The 22,708-nt window shown below is 35.6% G+C and carries 14 protein-coding genes and 1 pseudogene; 1 reads left to right on the forward strand and 14 read right to left on the reverse strand.

Annotated features, from left to right (window positions below; all coding sequences use genetic code 11):
• Positions 1 to 5: 5 nt before the first annotated feature.
• Together CSUIS_RS05465 and ispG are read right to left on the reverse strand one after the other, a co-directional pair.
• The gene (locus CSUIS_RS05465) at positions 6 to 1,403 is read right to left on the reverse strand and encodes a replicative DNA helicase (protein WP_086297682.1); all 1,398 of its coding nucleotides are present in this window, start codon (positions 1,401 to 1,403) and stop codon (positions 6 to 8) included.
• A complete protein-coding gene (gene ispG / locus CSUIS_RS05470) occupies positions 1,396 to 2,457 on the reverse strand; it encodes a flavodoxin-dependent (E)-4-hydroxy-3-methylbut-2-enyl-diphosphate synthase (protein WP_086297685.1) in 1,062 nt (353 codons plus the stop codon). The genes CSUIS_RS05465 and ispG overlap by 8 nt, the downstream gene beginning before the upstream one ends.
• A 158-nt stretch (positions 2,458 to 2,615) precedes the next feature.
• On the opposite strand from ispG, the gene CSUIS_RS05475 reads away from it, so the two are divergent.
• A complete protein-coding gene (locus CSUIS_RS05475; RefSeq protein WP_086297688.1) occupies positions 2,616 to 4,553 on the forward strand; it encodes an LTA synthase family protein in 1,938 nt (645 codons plus the stop codon).
• Between the two features lie 25 nt (positions 4,554 to 4,578).
• Here the strand turns inward: CSUIS_RS05475 and CSUIS_RS05480 are convergent, their stop codons facing one another.
• The 12 genes and pseudogenes from CSUIS_RS05480 to CSUIS_RS05535 form a co-directional block, all read right to left on the reverse strand.
• On the reverse strand, positions 4,579 to 7,134 hold the full coding sequence (locus CSUIS_RS05480; RefSeq protein WP_086297690.1) for a bifunctional aconitate hydratase 2/2-methylisocitrate dehydratase: 2,556 nt from the start codon (positions 7,132 to 7,134) through the stop codon (positions 4,579 to 4,581).
• Between the two features lie 176 nt (positions 7,135 to 7,310).
• Complete coding sequence (locus CSUIS_RS05485; RefSeq protein ID WP_086242233.1) at positions 7,311 to 7,760, reverse strand: hypothetical protein; 450 nt, start codon at positions 7,758 to 7,760, stop codon at positions 7,311 to 7,313.
• An 18-nt stretch (positions 7,761 to 7,778) separates the two neighbouring features.
• A complete protein-coding gene (locus CSUIS_RS05490) occupies positions 7,779 to 10,850 on the reverse strand; it encodes a cytochrome c biogenesis protein CcsA (RefSeq protein ID WP_086297693.1) in 3,072 nt (1,023 codons plus the stop codon).
• A 96-nt stretch (positions 10,851 to 10,946) separates the two neighbouring features.
• Positions 10,947 to 11,870: a hydroxymethylbilane synthase gene (gene hemC / locus CSUIS_RS05495; protein WP_192940171.1), complete on the reverse strand. Its 924-nt coding sequence runs from the start codon at positions 11,868 to 11,870 to the stop codon at positions 10,947 to 10,949.
• A complete protein-coding gene (locus CSUIS_RS05500) occupies positions 11,867 to 12,250 on the reverse strand; it encodes an FxsA family protein (protein ID WP_086237173.1) in 384 nt (127 codons plus the stop codon). The genes hemC and CSUIS_RS05500 overlap by 4 nt, the downstream gene beginning before the upstream one ends.
• A complete protein-coding gene (locus CSUIS_RS05505) occupies positions 12,247 to 13,950 on the reverse strand; it encodes a proline--tRNA ligase (protein WP_086297699.1) in 1,704 nt (567 codons plus the stop codon). Before CSUIS_RS05505 ends, CSUIS_RS05500 begins: the two co-directional genes overlap by 4 nt.
• Positions 13,940 to 15,205, reverse strand: coding sequence for a glutamyl-tRNA reductase (gene hemA, locus CSUIS_RS05510; protein ID WP_086297701.1), 1,266 nt, complete (start codon positions 15,203 to 15,205; stop codon positions 13,940 to 13,942). The genes CSUIS_RS05505 and hemA overlap by 11 nt, the downstream gene beginning before the upstream one ends.
• Positions 15,205 to 16,083, reverse strand: a complete 879-nt coding sequence (locus tag CSUIS_RS05515) for a polyprenyl synthetase family protein (protein WP_086297704.1) — start codon at positions 16,081 to 16,083, stop codon at positions 15,205 to 15,207. The genes hemA and CSUIS_RS05515 overlap by 1 nt, the downstream gene beginning before the upstream one ends.
• A 9-nt stretch (positions 16,084 to 16,092) precedes the next feature.
• Complete coding sequence (locus CSUIS_RS05520; RefSeq protein ID WP_086242238.1) at positions 16,093 to 16,521, reverse strand: PIN domain-containing protein; 429 nt, start codon at positions 16,519 to 16,521, stop codon at positions 16,093 to 16,095.
• On the reverse strand, positions 16,514 to 16,774 hold the full coding sequence (locus CSUIS_RS05525; RefSeq protein WP_086242239.1) for a DUF2018 family protein: 261 nt from the start codon (positions 16,772 to 16,774) through the stop codon (positions 16,514 to 16,516). The genes CSUIS_RS05520 and CSUIS_RS05525 overlap by 8 nt, the downstream gene beginning before the upstream one ends.
• Positions 16,775 to 16,795: 21 nt before the next feature.
• Positions 16,796 to 18,253: pseudogene (locus CSUIS_RS05530) on the reverse strand (DNA translocase FtsK); the annotation flags it as partial.
• 1,598 nt (positions 18,254 to 19,851) lie between these two features.
• On the reverse strand, positions 19,852 to 22,635 hold the full coding sequence (locus tag CSUIS_RS05535; RefSeq protein WP_086297707.1) for a flagellin N-terminal helical domain-containing protein: 2,784 nt from the start codon (positions 22,633 to 22,635) through the stop codon (positions 19,852 to 19,854).
• Positions 22,636 to 22,708: the final 73 nt, after the last annotated feature.

A 22,708-nucleotide genomic window follows, 5' to 3' on the forward strand; every position in this document is an offset into this window, starting at 1 on the left:
TTAATCTATCCTTCAAATGTTGATATTTCCACTGGATGATTGTGTGATTTTTCTACAAAGCGAGTATATGAAGATTGAAATACTAATTCTATAGTGCCAGTAGGTCCATTTCTATTTTTACCAATTATTATCTCTGCACTCTCTTCAGTTTTATTTCTGCTAAATTGCGGTTTATACTCCTTGCCTTCTAGCTTTGCTTTTTGCTCTTTTTCACGCTCTTCTTGCTCTAAATAGACATCATTTCTATAGACAAAAAGTATCGTATCAGCGTCTTGCTCGATTGCTCCAGACTCCCTTAAATCGCTTAGCATCGGTCGTTTATTAGCTCTTGATTCTAAGCTTCTATTAAGCTGTGAAAGTGCCACAACAGGCAAATTTAACTCCCTAGCTAATAGCTTTAATCCGCGTGAAATTTCTGCAATTTGCAAATGGCGATCACTATAGGCCGATGAGTTGGTCATTAACCCAATATAATCAATCACGCATAATTTAATCTCTGGATGAGCGCTTTTTAGCTTTCTCATTTGAGTTCTGACTTGATGTATTGTAGCGTTGCCGCTATCATAGACAAATAGCTTTTTTTGGCTCATCATTTCACAAGCGTTATTGAGCTTTTCTATCTCATCATTATCCATATCAGAAGTCATGATATTTTGTAAATTTACTGATGTTTTCGCACTTAGCATCCTTAGCATTAATTGAGTAGCTGGCATCTCTAAAGAGAAAAATACAACACCTAAATTTTGATCTAATACCTTTTGGACTACATTTAGCACAAATGCCGTTTTCCCCATACCAGGACGAGCTGCGATAACTATAAGGTCTCCATTTTTAAACCCTTTTGTCTTCTCATTTAATCCTCTAAATCCAGTATCAATCCCCACTACTTCGTGATCTTTGGCTAGTTTTTGCTTACTTAACTCAGTGATTAACTCAGCAATAATCTCTTTAGCATTTTTAATAACCCCATTACCAGCTCCATCTACAAGTGAGTATATCTCGCTGCTAATCTCATCTACCATATCCCTTCCAGGCTTATTCTCGCTCACCTTAGCAGGGATTTGGTTTGCTACTTTGACAAGGGCTCTTTTAATAGCAAATTCTCTAAGCTCTGTGGCATATTTTTTAATATCCAAGATTGAATTTGTAGTTAAAACGGCATTAAAAATCTCTTCATCAAATTTAGCCCCCAAATGCTTTTTGACAAAAGCCATATCCACTGGGTCATCGCTGTTTAAACAGCTTTGCATAGCTGCAAATATATCCTCATGCCCTTTAAGATAGAAATCTTTTGGGGTGATGATATCATAAATTTCTCCTAGATTATCTTGCTCAAATAAGATCGCACTTAATATTGAGCGTTCCATATCTAGATCATATAAATTTGAGCTTACATTATCCATTTCTAACCTTTAGCTCATCATCTATCTCTTGTAAAAATCTATCTACTAATTGCGACTCAGGCAATCTAGCCACCACCTCTCCATGACGCATTATCAGCCCATTTCCCTTACCAAAAGCAATAGCCACATCAGCCCCCTTAGCCTCTCCAATGGCATTTACTATGCAGCCCATCACGCTTATATTTAGCGGTGCTGTTATGTGGGCAGTTTTTTCTTCTACTATCTTTATAGCACTTACTAAATCACTTTGGAGCCTACCGCAAGTAGGACATGAGATGATATTTAATCCGCTTCTTTGAACTCCGCTATCTTGGAGTATCGCCTTAGCTACTTTTATCTCCTCTTCAAGCTCTCCAGTAATGCTAACTCTCATAGTATCGCCAATCCCCTCCATCAAAAGCCCACCAAGTGCGATGGCTGATTTTATCGTAGCGTGAAATACCGTCCCAGCCTCAGTAACCCCTAGATGAAATGGATAATCCACCATAGGACGAAGGCTTCTATAAGCTGCCATTGTATTTGCCGTATCGCTACTTTTTAGGCTCACAGCAATATCTCTAAAGTCAAAATCCTCTAAAAGCTTAATATTATACAAAGCACTTTGCACCATCGCCTCAACGCTTCTACCATATTTTTGCTCAAACTGCTCTTCTAAGCTACCGCTATTTACGCCAATTCTTATTGGTAGATTTCGCTCTTTACAAGCATTTACGACTTTTTTTATCTTCTCTTTGCCACCGATATTACCAGGATTTATCCTAATAGCATCTACAAATTCAGCCACAGCTAAGGCGTATAAGTGGTTAAAATGAATATCAGCCACGATTGGCAATGGGCTAGATTTTTTAACCTCTCTAAGACCTTCAATATCATCTTTATTAAACACAGCACACCTCACTATATCGCACCCAGCAAAATATAGTCTATTGATCTGTTCTAAGGTCTCTTTGACATCTCTTGTTTTAGAAAATGTCATTGACTGCACGCTTATTGGTGCGTTACCACCTATTTTTACGCTACCTACTTGAATTTGTCTTGTTTTATATCTTTCCATTGTATCTACTCAAATTAATTTCAAATCAGTAAGTCTAGCTAAAATTTGATAAAAATATTGTAAAAGTTAATAAATAAAGTAGTTTTAAAGTTGGATTTAAAATTTTTAAATATAATTTATCAGTTTCATTGTAATTTTTCTAAATTCAAGGTAAAAATATGCGAAAAATTTTAACCCAAATTCTTATATTCACAGCCTTATATATGATGGTTTTTGCCATTATGAGAGCAGTTATGCTAAGTAGCATAATAGTGCCAAATAATAGCAATTGGGGGGGGGTATTTCTATATGGGCTTGGGCATGATATACGGACATTTAGTGCGATATTTTTACCTCTTTTTTTATGTGGATTTCTTAGTTATTTTAGTGGGTTTATCAAATTAAATTTATCCAAAGCTTATCAAATTTTATCTAGCATTTATCTAGCCATTATCTCATTTATCGTAGCTATTTTTGCATTTATCAACTTCTACTATTATCAAATTTATCAAAACAAGATTGATATATTTATATTTGGGCTTAAAGATGATGATACGACTGCTTTATTATCTATTATTTGGAGTGATTATCCAGTGATTTTAATCCTAATCTTAGCGTTAATTTTTACTATTTTTTGCGTATGGATAAATGCTAAAATTTTAAAAATTAAATTTAAAAAAACCAATCAACCGCTTTGGGTATTAATAATTTGTAATCTTATCTTGCTTTATATTTATGCCATCGCACTTCGTGGGCACCCTACCTACAACGCGCTTAGAGCTTCCACATATCAATTTAGCTCTTTTAAACCATTTAATGAGATCTCTACTAATCCCATTATGGCACTATCTTGGGCGATTAAAGAGTATAAAAATCAAGCCCACTTCCCACCTGTAAAAATGAGTAGAATTAAAGAGCTTGAAGAGATTTTATTTCCGATATTTAGCACAACATCACCAAACGCAAATCACGCCAAAACCCACATACATTTTAATCTTATGGAGAGCTTTGGGCTTGGATTATTACAAGAAGATGAGCGATTAGAAAAGGAGCTTTTAGGCTCACTATATAGCCATTTTCAAAGCGATTTTGTATTTAGGCGTTTTTTACCATCAACTAGTGGGACTATAGATAGCTTAAATCGCATACTATTTCAAAGTCCTATAATCAACCTTACAAGTAGCAAATTTCAAAAGACAAAGCTACCATTTACCGCCATTGATACATATAAAAAAGCTGGTTATAAGGTGGTATTTGCTTATGCTGGAAATGCTGCTTGGTATAATATCAACTACTTCTTAAAAGCTCAAGGCGTAGATGAGATAATAGATGAGACTATACTTATAAGCCAATATCCAAATGCCAAATTATCAAAGCACCCATATGGGATAAAAGATGAGTATATGTATAATAAAATATTTGAGATATTTAATAACGCCACAACACCAACAATAGTCATCTCACTAGGGATATCAAACCATCCGCCATACTTACATAAGGGGCAAAATGAGCTAAATTTAGATCTAAATAACTCTGAGATTAATCGCTATGCTACTGATTATAAGGCACTATTAAATGCCTATAGCTACGCTAATAACTCTTTTGGAAAGTATATAAATAGAGTTAAAAATAGTAAATTTAAAGATAATATAATAATAGCAGCCACCGGCGACCACCCTAATAGAGAGTATAAATTTGATTATAAAACTGAGATAGCTTTTGGGCATAGTGTGCCGTTTTATCTATATATTCCACAAAATTTACAACACAATATCTACTACGATAAATATAGAATTGGCTCACACAAAGATATATTTCCAACCCTATACAACCTTAGCTTAAATAAGACTAAATACCTAAGTATGGGTGGTAAAAATATGCTATCTAAGCCAAGTGATGATAGATTAGAATTTGCTATGCATATAAATGTATGGGCTAATAAAGATGGAATATACCCAAACTCAAGCCCCAATGGGTATAAATTTCAAAATTATACAACATTAAAAAATAGTGATGAAGTATTTAATTTAAGCGATGATAAGGCTGAATTTCATAAACTTTATGAAGAGTTTAGCTACAGTGTATTAGCTCTAAGGCTTGGATTATCTGTAGAGTAAAGTCCGCTAAAAGCGGACTTTGTGATTAATTTTCTAATTTATAATTATCAATTAGATTGAAATTTAAATATTTATAAATTTCATCTTCTTTACCGGCAAGTTTTGCAGGGACAATTTTCATATACTCTTCTACACTTGGTAATCTTCCTAGCATAGCACATACCGCTGCAAGCTCAGCAGAGCCTAGATAAACTTGAGCGCCCATACCCATACGATTATCAAAGTTTCTTGTAGAAGTTGAGAATACTATAGCATTATCAGCTACTCTAGCTTGGTTACCCATACATAGCGAACATCCTGGTACCTCTGTCCTAGCACCAGCAGCACCAAATAGTGAGTATCTACCCTCGGCTCTTAATTGAGCTTCATCCATCTTAGTAGGTGGGACAACCCATAATCTAGTAGGCACTTGACCTTCGCCTTTTAAGACTTCACTTAAAGCTCTATAGTGGCCGATATTTGTCATACAGCTACCTACGAATACCTCATCTATATTTTTAGGGCGTTTTGGATCGTTTAAAATTTCACTTAAAGTTGCCACATCATCTGGGTCATTTGGACAAGCCAAAATCGGCTCAGTTATCTCATTCATATCTATTTCGATAATAGTGTGATATTTTGCATTTTTATCAGCTTCTAAAAGAGTAGGATTTTCTAGCCATTTTTTCATCTTATCACGACGACGAGCTAAAGTTTTATCACTGCCATATCCCGCTTCTATCATAGCATCAATTAACGCTATATTTGATTTTAAATACTCAATTACCGGCTCTTTATTTAAAGCAATAGCACAAGCTGCGGCACTTCTTTCAGCACTTGCATCGCTTAGCTCAAATGCTTGTTCGACTTTTAGATCAGGTAAGCCCTCAATCTCAAGCACCTTACCAGCAAATACATTTACTTTGCCCTTTTTCTCTACTGTTAAAAGACCTTTTTTAATAGCGTAATATGGAATCGCATTTACAAGGTCTCTTAGAGTTATACCAGGTTGCATTTTACCTGTAAATCTTACTAAAACTGACTCAGGCATATTTAGTGGCATTGAGCCTAAAACCGCCGCAAACGCAACCAAACCACTACCAGCAGGGAAGCTTATACCAATTGGAAAACGAGTATGAGAGTCACCACCAGTTCCTACGCTATCTGGTAAAACCATTCTATTTAACCATGAGTGGATAACACCATCACCTGGCTTTAAACTCACACCACCACGACTAATCATAAAATCTGGCAATGTCTTATGCATTAGAGCATCTATTGGTTTTGGATAGGCTGCTGTATGACAGAAGCTTTGTAAAACAAAATCAGCTGAAAATCCAAGACTTGCAAGCTCTTTAATCTCATCTCTTGTCATTGGCCCAGTTGTATCTTGGCTACCTACAGTTAGCGTGATAGGCTCTACATACATGCCAGGACGAACACCATCTACACCACATGCACGGCCAACCATTTTTTGTGCTAGAGTATAGCCTACACTATCATCACTTGCTGGTTGTGCTGGTTTAGTAAATATATCTTCACTGCCTAAATTCAGCTCTGCTCTAGCCTTAGCACACAAGCTTCTAGCTATGATTAGCGGGATTCTGCCACCTGCTTTTACCTCATCTTTTAGTGTATTTGGCTCAAGTTTGAAATTTTTTATCACTTCTCCATCTTTTACTATTTCGCCTTTGTGTGGATAAATTTCAATTTCATCGCCAGTTTCTAAACCATCTACATTTACTATAATTGGTAACGCACCGCTATCTTCGGCTGTATTAAAGAATATCGGAGCGATAATGCTACCTAGGATTACGCCACCTGTTTTTTTGTTTGGAATTCCAGGAATATCACGACCTATATGCCACTGAATAGAGTTGATACCACTTTTTCTTGAGCTACCTGTTCCTACTACATCGCCTACATAAACAACTTCACGACCGCTTTTTTTAAGCTCGGCAATTTTTTCTAAGCTACCTGGTTGGCGTTTCATTAGCATAGCATTTGCATGTAGTGGTATATCTGAGCGGCTAAATGCCTCGCTAGCTGGACTTAAGTCATCAGTATTTGTCTCGCCTGGGACTTTAAATACTATAGCTTCAATCTTTTGAGGAATATCAGCTCTAGATTTAAACCACTCAGCATTTGCCCAACTTTTGATAACTTCAGCAGCGAATTTATTACCATCTTTAGCAAGAAGAGCCACATCACTAAAGTAATCATGAACAAAAATTGTATTTTTTAGCACTTCAGCTGCAACACTTGCCACGCTCTCATCGCTACTTCTTAAACTAGCTACAAGCACGATTACGCTATATCCGCCAAGCATTGGCTCAAGCATTTTTACAGCATCAGTTTTGCTAATTAAACTACAAGTTAAGCCGTGGTTAATAATCTCATTTAAAAACTCAGCTTTAACCTTTGCTGCCTCATCAACCCCTGGATTTACGCGGTTTGCTAATAAATCTACAAGCTCAGCACTTGGAGATGTCTTTAATAATTCACACACCTCTTGAGTCTGCTCTTTGCTAAGTGGAAGTGGTGGAATACCAAGTTTTGCGCGTTCTGCTTTAGCACTATTGTATTGTTCAAAAAAGCCCATTTATATCCTTTAAAAAAAATTTTCAATAATTCTACCAAAAAAATTAAAAATTTAGTAGTAAAAAATAACTTAGATTTTATCTTTTAGTATATTTTAAATTTTCTATATATCTAAATTTTAAATTAGAATAAATAATAACTGCCAAATTCATAATAAATTTAGCAGTCAAAAATAGATTAAATGCGTGAGCGAAGTCCAATATTTTTATACTGCTCGATCTCGCTAACATAATCAAAATATAGTTTATCAAGCTCATTTGTCATATATGAGATTAGCTTTGCGTCAGATTTTTTATGACTAGCTACAAGGGAGATGAATTTAAGATACGCAATCGCATTAGATGGTACGCGACCACCAGTTTTAGGCGGAAAAGGGAATTTCTGGATAAAATATAGCACCGCCTTAGCCACCTCTTCTTTGCTTGATTTTTTATCTGAGACTATTATTATAAGATCCTCTAAAGTAATCTTAGTATCGCTACTGCTTTGAGTTGTGGTAGTTTTTAGAATTTGCTTTTCTTTTTTTAAAGATTTAATGACAACCACACCTACAATACCCAAAACGATGGCTACAACGACCATCGCAATGAATACAAAACTCTCATTAAATATAATACTCCCGTTCAACATAACCTCCTAAATAGTCTATAATCTAGTGCTATATTTTCTATTACGATAAGCAAGTAAGCTTATAATAATCATCACAAGCACACCGATCCAGACGAAATTTGGCACAGGCACAGCATCTCCTGCTGCATAGCTATGCATTCCAACTAAATAAAAATTTACCCCAAAATATGTCATTATAATCGCACTATAAGCAAACATAGAAGCCACTGCAAATGCGTATTGCGAATTTAATTTTGGTATAAATCTCATATGAACCACAGCAGCATAGACTAAGATACTAACTAAAGCCCAAGTCTCCTTGCTATCCCAGCCCCAGTATCTTCCCCAGCTCTCATTCGCCCAAACGCCACCTAAGAAGTTACCCACAACAAGCAAGCTAAGACCTAAAATCATCGCCATTTCATTAATTCTAGTAGCTTCGACTATATTTCTTGTTAGCTCTTTATTTTCACTCTTACCTTGAATGGCAAATAAAACTAAAGTAAATAGTCCAAGAAGTGAGCAAAGCCCTAAAAATCCATAACTAGCCGTAATTACACTTACATGAATTGTAAGCCAATAGCTCTTTAGCACTGGGACTAAATTTGTAATTTGCGGATCAAGCCAACTAAGATGTGCTACAAATAGAGTTACCCCAGCTAAAATCGATGTCAAAGCTAGCGATATAGCCGAACTCCTAGCAAACATTGTCCCGCTAAATGCTAGACACCAAGCTATAAATACCAAGCTTTCATACCCATCGCTCCAAGGCGCATGCCCTGCGATATACCATCTAAGCCCCATACCAATAGTATGAGCTATAAAGGCTAAGATATTAACCCAATATGCGATTTTAAAAATTAAATTTATCCTAATTTTAGGTCGTAGCATTTTTATAAATACCACTGCTAAAAGCACAAAACCAGCTAAGAGATAGACTGGGGTTAGATTTTGAAATATCTTATATTTATTAAATATTAATTCTAAATTTACTCTATTACTATCTAGCATTACAGACGCACCATATTTAGCTTGATAATCTTTAATCGCCTCTATGGCTTCATCAGCCTTACTCCAATCATTACTCTCTTGAGCCTCAAGCACGGAAGTAAAATATCTTTGTAGCATTATAGCTACATTTGAAGCCTCCTCGCCGCTAAGCTCCATAAGTGCTCCGCCAGGGCTTAGCCAGGTGTTATTATAATCATCTTGCTTAGGTATCACTCTAAACATCTCACCTATAAATACCATATAAAGTATATTTAATTTCTCATCAGCCTTGATAACATCTTTATCAAAAAGCCCTCTTGTAGCTGGAGATTTACGGTTAGCAAGCTCTGTGTATTTGATTAGTTTATACTCGATTTGACCATCTTGATTAGGGCCAAAAAAGTCATCAAAACTAGCGTATTTTTGGCTTTTTGGAATTCCTAAAATCTTTTTTAGCTCATCATCGCTAATTTTGATAATTGGCACTGAACGCCAACTCTCTGAATTTGCCATCATCGATAAAAATACGGCATTAGCACTCATTGATTGAAATTTATCACTGCGATAAATTTTATTTAAAATCTCATGTGCCATAGTATCAAACGGCTTCATTCTACCATCTGAGCCTTGGATTATTAGGGTTGATACATTATCTATATGGCTTTGCGGAATTTGCGGAATTGAAAAAGCATAGCCCTTACTCGCACCAAAAATAGCCATACCAGCTACCAAAATAGCGCAAGCTGCTTTGGTATTAGCGTCATTTACAGCCTTAGCAAGTTTTCTAAATCTAGAATTAGGATTAAATACATTTAGTAAAAGTCCTAAAGTTAGTAAGAAATATCCAAAATATGTAGGCCATTTGCCAGGGTCGCTATTAACTGATAAGACCGTGCCGCCCTCATCTGAATCATAGCTACTTTGGAAAAATCTATAACCTTTATAATCAAGAACATTATTCATATAAATTCTATAATCCATCTTAAATTCTCCATCTTCTACAACTACATCACTACTATAACTCATTGGCGAATTTGAGCCTGGGTATCTAGCCAAATCAAAATCTTTTAAATAGATACTAAATGGCAAGGTTATAGCCATAGGAGACCACGCTACATAGAATTTTTGCCCTCCTACTTCCACAGCTTCAGGGGGATAGTTGCTTAGTATGGCTACATCTTTGCTATCATTATTATAGCTTAGCGTAGCTACTATGCTATCAGCTCCAACTACATTTTTATCAGCTTGTTTTACCCCTTTTATAGCACTTATTTTCATAGTTCTAGGTGCGAAATTCACTCCACCAATGCTATATAATCTAAGCCCAGCAAATTCCACCTCTTTATCCTTTGGCAACTCGCCCTTACTCATATCGCTCATTACCATATAGCTTATATCTTGATTTGTTTTGATATAAAATTTACTATCTTTTATATAAATTTGAATATATTTAGACTTTGTAGGCTCAGCACCAAAGCTAAAACTCATATCTCCAACTTCAAATTTATCTCCAAGCTTCATAGTAACTGACTCGCTATTGCTCTCATCAGAAAATAGTAGCTCCAAAACCGCTTCGCCATTTGGGCTATCGATCCAAGCTGGAGTAGCATTTGGGATAAAATCTTTATATTTTAAAGTGGCTAATTTATCATAAATATTTAGCCTTAGATTAAAATCATTCCCAATAGTGCTAGATATATATTTTGGCTCAGAGACTGTATAGGTGTTATTGCCATCACTTGAGATCATTTGGATATAGCTTTGCATTGTGCTTATCTCGTTGCTTCTATCATTCTCACGGATATTCATATGACCTTCAAAGCCAAAATATCTAGTAATCCCAGCACCAACTAAGATAAATAAAAAGCTTAAATGAAAGATTAAAGCAGGGAGCTTTTTAAGGTTAAAAAGTCTATATTCATAGATATTATAGACTAAATTTACTCCTAAAATCAGCTGAATTAGTGCAAACCATCCAGCACCATAGACCAAAGCCCAAGCAGTTTGTGTATTATAAACGCTCTCAATAATGGTAGCAGCACCACTAGCAAAAGCGAAAATTAAGAAAAACACAATAGCTGAGCCCATACTAAAAAATAATTTATGAATAATACCCATAAACAGCCTTGTAGTAAAATTTAGAGTGCGATTATATTAAATATAAATAAACATTTTTAAAATAAATATTATCTTAAATTTAAGTTATATAACTACTCAAATTTGAGCTGCTATTTTCTCAGCTTTGATTAAAAGCTCCTTTGCTCCTTTATTTATAAATTTATCTGCTAAAATCTCCCCTGCTACCTTATAATCGCTCTTATTAAACACCACTTCATCTTTTAAAATATCCTTGCCATCTGGAGTGCCTAAAATAGCTCTAATAGTGATTTTATCTCCATCTAATTTAGCATTAATCCCAATTGGAGCTTGACATCCACCATTTAGCTTATGCACAAATGCCCTCTCAATAGTCGTCTCTATCACGCTCTTTTCATCATTTAAAAACTCAATAGCCTCTAAAATATCACCCCTATCTACAGCCTCAATACCCAAAGCACCCTGCCCCATCGCTGCTATAGTATCAAGCCTAGATATATACTCAACCTCTTTAAAAAGCTCAAGGCGATTAATCCCAGCCATAGCTAACACAATAGCATCAAATTCCCCAGCCTTAAGCTTAGAAATTCTAGAATTTACATTACCCCTAAGTGAAATTATATCTAGATCTGGTCTAAGGGCTAGAAGTTGCATTCGCCTACGCAATGATGTAGTCCCAACTCTTGCGTTAGCTGAAAGCTCATCAAAGCTTTTAAATTTCATACTTAGTATCGCATCACTGACATCTTCTCTACTGCAAACACAAGCTAGTTTCAAGCCATCTGGGAAGGTTGTCGGAACATCTTTTAAGCTATGCACAGCAATATCTGCTCTCCCTTCTAGCATGGCATTTTCAAGCTCTTTAGTAAATAGCCCCTTGCCACCAATCTTAGCTAATGGTGTATCTAAGATCACATCTCCTTTGGTTTTCATCGTGATAATCTCAACGCTATGACCACGAGCTAGTAAAAGATCTCTAATATGATATGTCTGCCAAAGTGCTAAGGCACTATTTCTACTTGCGATTCTTATATTCATCATCTCTCCTCTATAATCTCTACATCTATTATCTCATCATCGCTATATTGGCGACTTTGACTGGATTTGGTAGTTTTAAATTTAAACTTCCAAAACATAGCAATTATAATCAAAATAATACCAAAAATATCGCTTATCACTCCAGGAATTATCAGGGCAAATCCACCAACTGCTATCCCTAAACTACCAAAAATATCTTTGATATTAAAGTAATTTATGCTATTAAATAAATTTGAAAATCCATAGTTTAATATCAAAATTACACCGATAATAGCACTTAAAAAAACCTCAGCAAAAAAGCTTAAAAATCCAAATTCTAATATATATAAAACAACCATAACTATCTCTAAAAAGATATATGGAAGTAGTGAAATTCTAATCATATAAGCTCTTTTAATCTAGCTAAAATATCGCTACTTGCGACCTTTTCTTTTATTAGACCATCACGGATTATTAGCTCAACTTCGCCATTTACAAGCCCCTTACCTACAACTACACCAAATGGATTTCCAATCAGCTCAAAATCAGCCATCTTAACCCCAAATCTCTCATCCCTATCATCTAAAAGCACATCTATTTTAGCATTTTCAAGGCTATTTTCAAGCTCTAGGGCAAATTTAGCTTGGGCCTCATCTTTGAAATTTGATACTATGATATGGACGCTAAATGGAGCGCACTCTTTTTTCCATACGCATCCCTTATCATCATGGCTAGACTCTATAATCACAGCTTCTAACCTACTCACACCGATACCATAACAACCCATTATAAACGGCTTTGCCTTGCCATTTTCATCTAAAAATGTAGCATCCATCGCCGCTGAATACCTATCGCCTAATTGAAATATATGGCCGACTTCAATCCCTTTTGTAAGGCTCAATCTCCCACCATCAAGGGCTTTATCCCCATCTTTGATAGCTACTAAATCCTTAAATCTATCTTTATTGAAATTTATAATGCTTACGCCAATAGCGTGATAATCTTTCTGATTTGCTCCACAAATCATCTCATATTCGCCATCAAGCTCACTATCAATATAGAAATTCACCCCTTCAGGTAGCCCAATTGGCCCACAATATCCAGCCACCAATCCAGCCTCTTTAATATCCTTCTCATCAGCTTCCATTAGCTCCAAAGCCCCACAAGCATTCAAGGCCTTAGTCTCTTGAAGTTCATCATCACCACGCAAGAAAAATATCACAACTTCACTTCTATCTTCATATATGGCTTTTTTAATAACGGCCTTAATAGTGTAGAATGGATCAACCTTAAAAAACTCGCTCACCTTTGCTATAGTGGAGCAATCTGGGGTATGAAATTTAAGCATTCCATTGCTCTTAGGGCGTTCAGACTCGCAAGTTCGCTTAGCTCTTTTAGCCGCTTCTACATTAGCTGCGTAATCTGAGCTATCGCTTATTAATATATCATCTTCGCCATTATCAGCCAATACCATAAATTCCTTACTTCCACTACCGCCAATGGCTCCGCTATCAGCTTCAACGCATCTGAAATTTAGCCCAAGTCTAGTAAAAATCTTACTATATGTCTCTTGCATCAAATCAAACTCACGCTTTAAATCCTCATAGCTTGAGTGAAAGCTATAGCTATCTTTCATTATAAACTCACGACATCTTAAAAGACCAAATCTAGGTCTAGCCTCATCTCTAAATTTTAATCCAATTTGATATAAATTCAAAGGCAGTTGCTTATAGCTACTAACTCTCCCACGCACCATATCCACCACGCTCTCTTCATGAGTTGGCCCTAATATAAAGTCATTACCCTTTCTATCATTTAATCTTAAAAGCTCGCTTCCAAATTTAAAAAATCTCCCACTTTGCCTCCATAGCTCACTAGGGACTACAAAGCTCATAGATACTTCATTTGCCCCAGCTCTATCCATCTCATCTCTTACTATATTTTCAATCTTTCTTAGCACTCTTTTTCCAAGTGGCAAGAAGTTATAAAGCCCACTTCCAATTTGTTGGATAAATCCAGCCCTAAGCAAAAACTGATGGCTAGGCAAGATTGCGTCTTTTGGAGCCTCTTTTAGTGTTGGGATATATAATTTACTAAATTTCATCTACTACTCCTTCTGTTTTATCGATTTTAATATCAAATAGATACTCAAGCACTTCAAGCACATCATCGCTATTTTTATCTTTTAATCTAATAGTTGGAGTGTGTAAAAATGCTTTAAAAACTTGATGAACGAGCTTTCTAGCCTCACTCTCATCGCAGTATTTAATATAGCCTTTTTTAATCGCTTTTTCTATCTCACGCTCAGCTATGCTCTTAGCTTTAAATCTAAGCGCTTTTATAGCTGGAGTGCTATTTTGCAATGAACGCCATTTGAAAAATTCGCTAGTCATCGCACCTACAATCGCATATGCCGTGCTAGCTTGCTCCTCTCTTAGCATTATATTGCTTTTTACTATACTTTCTAAATCATCAACAGCATAAACTAAGATATTATCTTTATAGCTTAAATTAATATCTCTTGGCACTGCAATATCAAAGAAATATCTATTAAATTCAACAGGCTCTATAAGCTCATCAGTTATTATAGGCTCACTAGATCCAGTAGCACTAAATATTAGCTGGTATCTATTTATAAGCTCTTTTAATCTACTAAATTCAGCCACACTAGCAAGATCGCCTAGCTCACTGGCTAAATTTCTAGCCCTATTTATATCCCTATTTACTATGATTACATTAACCTTAGAGCTTATAAGGTGCTTACACGCCAAAGCACTCATCTGACCAGCACCTACTACCACAGCACTCATTCCACCTAGATTTCCATATATCTCCTTAGCTTTTGCTACAGCTACACTTGAGACTGATACTGGATTTTTGCTAATTGTAGTAGCAGATCTAACCTTAGAAGCACACTTAGCACCAAAGTGAATAGCATAGCTGATATTATCGCCACAGTTGCCATTATCATAAGCAAATTTAAATGCCTCTTTTAACTGGCCTGCTATTTGCGTCTCGCCAATGACAAGGCTATCAAGTGAGCTAGCCACAGCAAATAGATGGTGGATAGCCCCATCATTTTCATAAATATCAGCCCTAAGCTCTAAGGCCTCATATGGCACTAGAGTTAAGATAGATATAGAGTTTAAAATATGCTTAATAGATCCATTTATATCAGCCACATACGCAAAAACCTCAACCCTATTACAGGTGCTAAGCACCATAGATTCAATGATATTCTCATTAGTGCTTAATAATCTTAATATCTCTTTTTTTCTACTATCATCGCTAAAAGATAGCTTCTCTCTGATACTAATATCTGTATTTTTATGCGTAAAGCTAATGCTTATATAATACATTAAAACTCCCTATCTATCATGCTTGAAACTATCTCTTGTAGGCTATGATTACTCACTGCTGATATAGCTTTATTACCAAGCTCTTTGGCAAATATTTTAGATTTTTTAACAATATCAAACTCATCAAATTTATCCTTAATCCACCTTGTTTGATTCTCATCAAGCTCTTTACCCCATAGGCTTTTTAAAATCTCTTTATCATCTAAATTTAAGGCATTATATAAAAAGATATATGGAAGAGTTGTCTTGCCCTCTTTATAATCATTAAAGGCTGGTTTGCCAAGCCTATTCTCATCAGAGATAATATCTAAAATATCATCAACTATTTGAAATGCTAAACCCAAATTCTTGCCATACACAGCGTAGGCTTCATCATCTAATTTAGCTAGTATGGCCGCACTCCTTGCTGCAGCTTCTATCAAAACCGCAGTCTTTAGCTCAATCATTTTTAAATACTCATCTAAATTTGGATTAAATCTAGAGCCTAGATCCACATCCATCATCTCGCCAATGCTTAGATCCAAAACGGCTTTAGATATGATTTTAGCAATTTGCGGATCTAAATTTACAATCTCATAAAAGCCTTTAGAGTATAAAATATCGCCTAGCATTATTGAATTCTTAGAGCCAAAAAGTGCGTTAATGCTAGGTTTGCCACGTCTAATAGTAGAGTCATCTATCACATCATCATGTAATAAACTAGCTAGATGGATAAGCTCTATTACCGCACAAAGCCTAAGCGAAATTTCATTTTCACCAGCTATTTTTAGTATCAATTTGCTTCGTAATTTCTTGCCACTACTAATATTTTTAAACATATCAAGTGCTTTTTCATAGCCACACTCTTTGACAAATTCATACAAAATCTTATCAACCATACAACTTCCTTATCTATCTGGTATATACTCTATCTCTACTCTAGAGGCCTTATCCATTATATATGCATCAAAGACCACCGTGCCATCATAACCTCTATACTCTCTAAAATTTAAATATAGATCCACGCTATCATTAAGCGGATTTTTAATAAAAGCAAGAATAGGTTGATGATACATCTCTAGCCCCCTTCTAAGGCTAAGCACTATCTGGCGTGGATAGTTTCTAAATTTATTATGAACGACCAAATTTGTATTATCATAAAGCGTCCATGAAAACTCAAATTCATCTCTTATCAGATGGAGCCTATCTATAAATATAATCTTAGCTTTTTCATCTTTTTTAAGGATAAATTCCTTATGGTGCGTCCATTTTGGTGCCACGCCAAAAAGTAGATTAAAGCACAAAAATGGCAACAACCAAAGAGATAATCTACTCATTTTGGGTTAAAATTTTCCCTGTTATATCTATATAAATATCATTTAGTCCATTCTCCATAATATCAGGATTTAACGCCTTAAAGCTGTCTATTTGCGTTTGTGTAATCCCGCTACTTTCTGCTAACTCTCTTAAAGCCACAAGCTCACTAAATAAAATTTCAAGCTCATTTTCTACTATATTGCGATTTGCATTATAGACTATATCAAAAAATTTATCCCTTGGCTCTCCACCAAAAATATCATCAAATATCAACTTCTACTCCATTAATTAAATTTAACGAATTATATCCCTTTGCCCTTTAGCATTTGGTGGGGTCAAAACTCCATTTTGCTCTAACTGCTCGACTATGCTAGCAGCCCTATTGTAGCCTACCTTTAACCGCCTTTGCAAGTAGCTAATAGAGGTCTTTTCTTCGCTTAAAACTATCTCTTTAGCTTCATTATAAAGCTCATCAATCTCTCCACTAAATTCCAAAGATCCCCCACTTCCACCGCTATCATCTTTTAAAAAGCTCTCTTGATAAACCACACTCTCTTGAGCTTTTAAAAACTCAGCTATATGATCAATCTCCTCTTCACTAGCAAATGGTGCGTGAAGTCTGACTATTCCAGGGCTTCCAGGAGGCGTAAAAAGCATATCTCCACGCCCTAGCAAACTCTCAGCTCCCATCTGATCTAGTATAACCTTGCTATCTACTTTTTGCCCTACTCTATAACTAATTCGGCTTGGTAAATTTGCTTTAATCAGCCCAGTTACTACATCTACGCTTGGGCGTTGTGTTGCTACTATTAGATGAATTCCACTAGCTCTAGCCATTTGAGCCAAGCGACCGATATGAAACTCCACATCCTTGCCGCTTGTCATCATAAGATCAGCTAATTCATCTATGATAACCACTATAAAAGGCAAGGTTTCACCGCCTTCTTTTTTCATTTTTTCGTTGTAGCTCTCTATATTTTTTGTGCGAGTTTGGCTCATTATCCTATATCTACGCTCCATTTCAGCAACCAAATTCGCTAAGACCGCTATAGCCTTTTTAGGTTCAGTTATAACTGGAGTTAGCAAGTGCGGTATATCATTATACATACTAAACTCAAGCATCTTAGGATCTATCATTATAAGGCGCAGAGTTTTAGGTGAATTACGATACAAAAGGCTCAAAACCATCGCATTGATCCCAACACTTTTGCCACTTCCTGTGGTTCCAGCGATTAAAAGATGTGGTAACTTTTTAAGGTCAGTTATAAATGGATCGCCTACGATATCTTTGCCAAGTGCTAAGGTAAGCTCACTTTTGGCATTTTTATAGATATCGCTTTGTAATATCTCTTTTAGATATATAGTCTCTATATTTTTATTTGGAATTTCTATCCCAACTACATCTTTACCAGGAATTGGGGCTTGAATTCTAATAGTTTGAGCTTTAAGAGCCATCGCCAAATCATCTTGTAGGGTCAAAATTTTACTTACTTTGACATGAGCTGCGGGCTTAAACTCAAAAGTCGTTACCACAGGCCCAGAGTATGTTCGCACCACATCTCCATCTATCTTAAATCTTCTTAATTTATCTAGTAAATCAGCGATTTTTTGATCTATTTCAGCTTCATTTATACTCTTGCTTCTTTTTGGAGGGTCTTTTAAAAAATCAAGCGTTGGAAGTTTAAAATCTTTAGGCTTTTCTACCTTGCCCTTTTCTATCTGGTTTAAAAGCTCTTTATTTTCAGCCACTTCATTAAGGATTATAGCACCACTTGGAGTGGATTTTATCTCCTCTTTTTCATCAGTTTGCTTTGTCTCATCATCTACTTCATCTAAGCTATCTATTTTATCTTCTAAATTTTCTACGCTATCAATATTTGATGGGGTATCTTCTAGCTTATCTGATTTTGCTACTTTAATAGATGGCTCTTTTATTTTTGTGGTTGTTTTAGGCTCAGATCTAGTTATAAAGGCTTTTTTAATCATCACATCTAATCTATCATCAAATGTCAGCCCACAAGCGATAATAAATATCATTAAAATAAAAATAAACGCTCCAGCACTACCAATTACGCTTTTAAGCGCTTCAAAGCTAAATCCACCAACAACACCTCCAGCCATCGGCTCAAACATAGAACAAAATAGCAAAAATGAGTAAAATAGCATAACCCCACCAATGATATTTCCAGCTATTTTTAGAGTAAATTTAGTATAAGATCTATATAAATTATAGATAGGATAGAGCAAAATAAATGGATAAAAATATGACAAATAACCAAATAATCTTGTATTATACCAGCCTAAAGCACCGCCATAGCTCCCCACAAAGGAGGCATAAGGCACGATAGTCGCCACACCGATATAGACAAGCACACACACAGCTATAATAAGTAAAATCTCTCGTAAAATCGCAAATTCCTTAATAAAAATCTGCAGATTATAGCAAAATTATGGTTATATGTAGTTTAAGTAGTATTATATATATTTTTTACTTCACACGGCAAATTTATAAAATAAAAATGCCAAACTGGGAAGGGGTTGGGATTTTAAGGGATAGGGGAAACTGTTTTGGCTTTCAAATTTTAGTTTCCCCTGTCCTTTAAAGAAAGAATTTAAAAAAAATTTGAAATTTTAAATATTTTTTGATTTTTATGTTAAGCGAAGTAATCTATATTAATTTTCTTTTTAAGTAGGAAGGGGGACACTTTTTGGCAGATGAGTAGTGTAATAGTCAAACGATACTAACTATCGTTTGACGGCACTACGAAACATAAAAGCGAAGCTACCTTGCCCTTCCCCCTTAACAACCCCTAACCCCTTGTAAAAGCCTTTCAATGTTTCTGAGCTAAAGCTCAGATTTAATAAAACAAATTTGAAGCAAATAGGATAACCATATGTTTTTACTTCACGGCAAATTTATAAAATAAAAAAGCCAAACTGGGAAGGGGTTGGGATCTTAAGGGATAGGGGAAACTGTTTTGGCTTTCAAATTCTAGTTTCCCTGTCCCTTAAAGAAAAAGAATTTAAAAAAGTTTGAACAAAATTTTCGCAATAGTAAAACAACCTAAATGGTTGTTTTACGGCGAAAATTTGGAGTAAAAATCAAATTTAAAGCAATAAAAAACTCAAAGGAGTTTTTGGCTAAAATTTGGAGTATTAAACCTTTTTTTTGATTTTATTCTAAACCTAACCTAGTCTTAAAAATAAAATAATCTATATTAATTTTCTTTTTAAGTGGGAAGGGGGACGCTTTTTTGGCAGTCGCTACCCCTTCCCCCTTAACAACCCCTAACCCCTTGAAAAAGCCTTTCAAGGTGGTGGCTTACGCCACGGATTTTAATAGGGCAATCTTACATATAATTAAGCAAACTAATCTTACCAATCATTGATGAAGTTTGTAGCATGGCTTCAAATTGTAATAGATATTGTTTATAAATCAGCATACTCTCACCCAAGTCAGCACCGACAATATCAGTTTTCACGCTTTCTATATTGACATAGAGCATACTAGCTCTAGTCCCTGAACTCTCTAAGACATTGGTATATGAGCCAATTTGTGTGTGGAGTTTATTGACATGGTCTTGGATATGATCTATTCTTTTTAGAGCGCCTTGGATACCGGTAGTTCTAGCATTGTTACCATCTGGATTTCCCCTGTAGCTACCATCTCTTACAGCTTGGATCATATCATCTAAATCTTTAAATATATCCACACTTGGCTCATCGATACTAATCATATTATTAGCATTAAAATTAAATAGCGACCCTGCGACTGTGGAGTTAGCCTCTTTACCAAATTCAGGTTTATTAGCACTAAAAGTCTCAAAAATAGAAATTTCTATATTTGATACGGTTGCGCTTTTGTCTGTGATTTGCATTTGGCCTCTGTAGTTTAGCTCTACATTTACACTAGCATTAGCAGCATCTACAGCTTTATTATAAGCTTCAAATCTAGCCGTAGCATAATCTGTGTTATTAATTATAAGATCTTTTACCTTGCCTAGGGCTTCTTGTTTAACATCTCCTTGTAATGGAAAATTTAATCCGGCTACTGCTTGATCTACTGCTTGATCTATTATAGCTTCTGTAGCGGGGTCATTAACATTGGTTTTTAATCTTGTTTTAAGATCATTAGCATTATTAATTGTTACACCTGGAAATAAATTTTGATCACTTAAATTTTTTGCTACCTGATTACCTACTCTATCATCTGGCAAGTTACCCGCTGCTACCATAGCTACTATATCATTTAGCTGTTTATAGCTTATATCATCGGCTTGAGTTACTACTCCATCTGTGGCTTTCGTGGCTTCATTATACTTGCCTAGCATTATATTACCTTGATAGACCGGCGAAACTGGTGGGATTACAGGCGTTCCATCGGCGTTGGTTTCGGTGATGGTAAGTTGCGTGGCCTTAGGATCACTAGCTGAGAGCGGATCGCTAAAATCTATCTTAACTTGATAATATTTACCATTTTTAGATTTGATCTGCATTGTGATATTACTATCTTCATTATCTTGTAATCCCGCTCCGGCGACATCTTTTATCTTGGTTGCATCTGTGGCAAATTCGTTTGTGCCTTTGACTACTTGTGAGACTGAGCCTGTAAGGATATTATCATTTTTCTCAAATTGTAGTTTATTATAGTCTGTGGCGTCATTTTTAGCCCCAACTATATCATTAAAGCTACTTTTGATAAATTCAGTTAGATAGACCTTGCCGTTTTTAACATTTTTCTCTATAGTCTCTAAATCGCTTAAAGCACTCACATCTACCCATGAGCCATCCTTATCCCTTACCTTGGTGCTAGACATATTTCTTACTTGATCTGCGTTAGTTGGGTCAAATGCGGTAAAGTCATTTGCGTCAATACCATTATTTCCTAAATCGTTTAAATTTAGAGCAGATGGGTTATTGACATTTGGAACTACGGTTGTATTGTTGCCTGTAGTTACTTGTAATTGACCTTGATTATTTACACTTATAGTATAGGCTTGATTGTTGTTATTATTTGTCGCACTAATCTCCGTGATATTGCCATTAGCATCTCTTGTGGTAGTTACCTTATAATTTGCCGATGTGGCTGGGTCAATATTTATCTCAAAGCCACCTACATTGTATTTTTCTGTTGATTGCTGTGGAGTAAGCCCAAATAGATGAAGCTCGATCATTTGATTGCCATCTCTTACATCTTTTATCTCGATTTGACCACTGTTATTCATAGTTACTTCTACTAGCTTATTCTTGCCATCTTTGTCATTGCCAAGAGCGTAGCCGATATTATCTAGTAGGCTTTGGATAGATGAGTTTGGGGTCATAGTAATCTTAGTAGCAAATGTAGTCCCATCTGGCTTTCTACCTTGTAAGAAAAATGTGGTATCTTGACCACCTAATTTATCAAGACTAAAGTCATCGGTGCCTGGCTTATTAACCTTATTATACTCCTGACTTCTATAATTTTCGCCGATTAAATCCCTTAAATCATCTGTAAGCTCTACATATTTTACAGGCTCATCTGGGTGCTCTAATCTATTATAATGATTAATCAAATTTACATTTGTTGTTATTATCTTATTATAGTCATTATCTGAGCCTATAAATAGCGATTTGCCATCTATATTATATTTAGCTGTTTGGTTAGGCCCTATAACAGCGTGGATAGTCTCGCCATTGCCATAGTAATTGCCAAGAGTATCTATAGGCTTAGTATCAAGTGCAGTTCCAGAAAATAGATATTGACCATTTATAGTAGTATTGGCTATATCGATTAAATTTTTCTTGATACCTTCTAGGTCGTTGGCAATAGCGTTTCTTGAAGTGGAGTCGTGAATATCATTAGCAGCTTGGATCAATTTGGTTTTAAACTCGGTTAATTTAGAGACAAAATCATTTAAGGCTCGGTCGCTATTTTTTGAAAATTCAGTAGCTTTTAATGTGGTGCTTTGAACTTGTTGAAGTAAGTTGCCCTCATACTCCAATCTAGCCGCATCAACATAAATCGCACTTCCTTCATATGAGTGCTGGATTTTAAGCCCTGAGCTAAAGGCTTGTTGGGATTGATATAAAGATGTTGAGTTTTTTTGGTAGTTGTAGATATTATTGAAATTCATAAGCTGATTGGTAATACGCATTGCACTTCTCCTAAAATTTGGAAGTTAAAAAGCAAATATCGTTCCGAAATTTAGTATATCTGCAAGGATATTT

This window comes from Campylobacter porcelli, from assembly GCF_002139855.1.
Lineage (GTDB): Bacteria > Campylobacterota > Campylobacteria > Campylobacterales > Campylobacteraceae > Campylobacter > Campylobacter porcelli.

What these genes read in the sequence shown, in the direction of transcription:
- CSUIS_RS05465 (WP_086297682.1), bottom strand. Translation starts at nt 1,403, where the DNA reads ATGGATAATGTAAGCTCAAATTTATATGATCTAGATATGGAACGCTCA.
- ispG (WP_086297685.1), bottom strand. Translation starts at nt 2,457, where the DNA reads ATGGAAAGATATAAAACAAGACAAATTCAAGTAGGTAGCGTAAAAATA.
- CSUIS_RS05475 (WP_086297688.1), top strand. Translation starts at nt 2,616, where the DNA reads ATGCGAAAAATTTTAACCCAAATTCTTATATTCACAGCCTTATATATG.
- CSUIS_RS05480 (WP_086297690.1), bottom strand. Translation starts at nt 7,134, where the DNA reads ATGGGCTTTTTTGAACAATACAATAGTGCTAAAGCAGAACGCGCAAAA.
- CSUIS_RS05490 (WP_086297693.1), bottom strand. Translation starts at nt 10,850, where the DNA reads ATGGGTATTATTCATAAATTATTTTTTAGTATGGGCTCAGCTATTGTG.
- hemC (WP_192940171.1), bottom strand. Translation starts at nt 11,870, where the DNA reads ATGATGAATATAAGAATCGCAAGTAGAAATAGTGCCTTAGCACTTTGG.
- CSUIS_RS05500 (WP_086237173.1), bottom strand. Translation starts at nt 12,250, where the DNA reads ATGATTAGAATTTCACTACTTCCATATATCTTTTTAGAGATAGTTATG.
- CSUIS_RS05505 (WP_086297699.1), bottom strand. Translation starts at nt 13,950, where the DNA reads ATGAAATTTAGTAAATTATATATCCCAACACTAAAAGAGGCTCCAAAA.
- hemA (WP_086297701.1), bottom strand. Translation starts at nt 15,205, where the DNA reads ATGTATTATATAAGCATTAGCTTTACGCATAAAAATACAGATATTAGT.
- CSUIS_RS05515 (WP_086297704.1), bottom strand. Translation starts at nt 16,083, where the DNA reads ATGGTTGATAAGATTTTGTATGAATTTGTCAAAGAGTGTGGCTATGAA.
- CSUIS_RS05520 (WP_086242238.1), bottom strand. Translation starts at nt 16,521, where the DNA reads ATGAGTAGATTATCTCTTTGGTTGTTGCCATTTTTGTGCTTTAATCTA.
- CSUIS_RS05535 (WP_086297707.1), bottom strand. Translation starts at nt 22,635, where the DNA reads ATGCGTATTACCAATCAGCTTATGAATTTCAATAATATCTACAACTAC.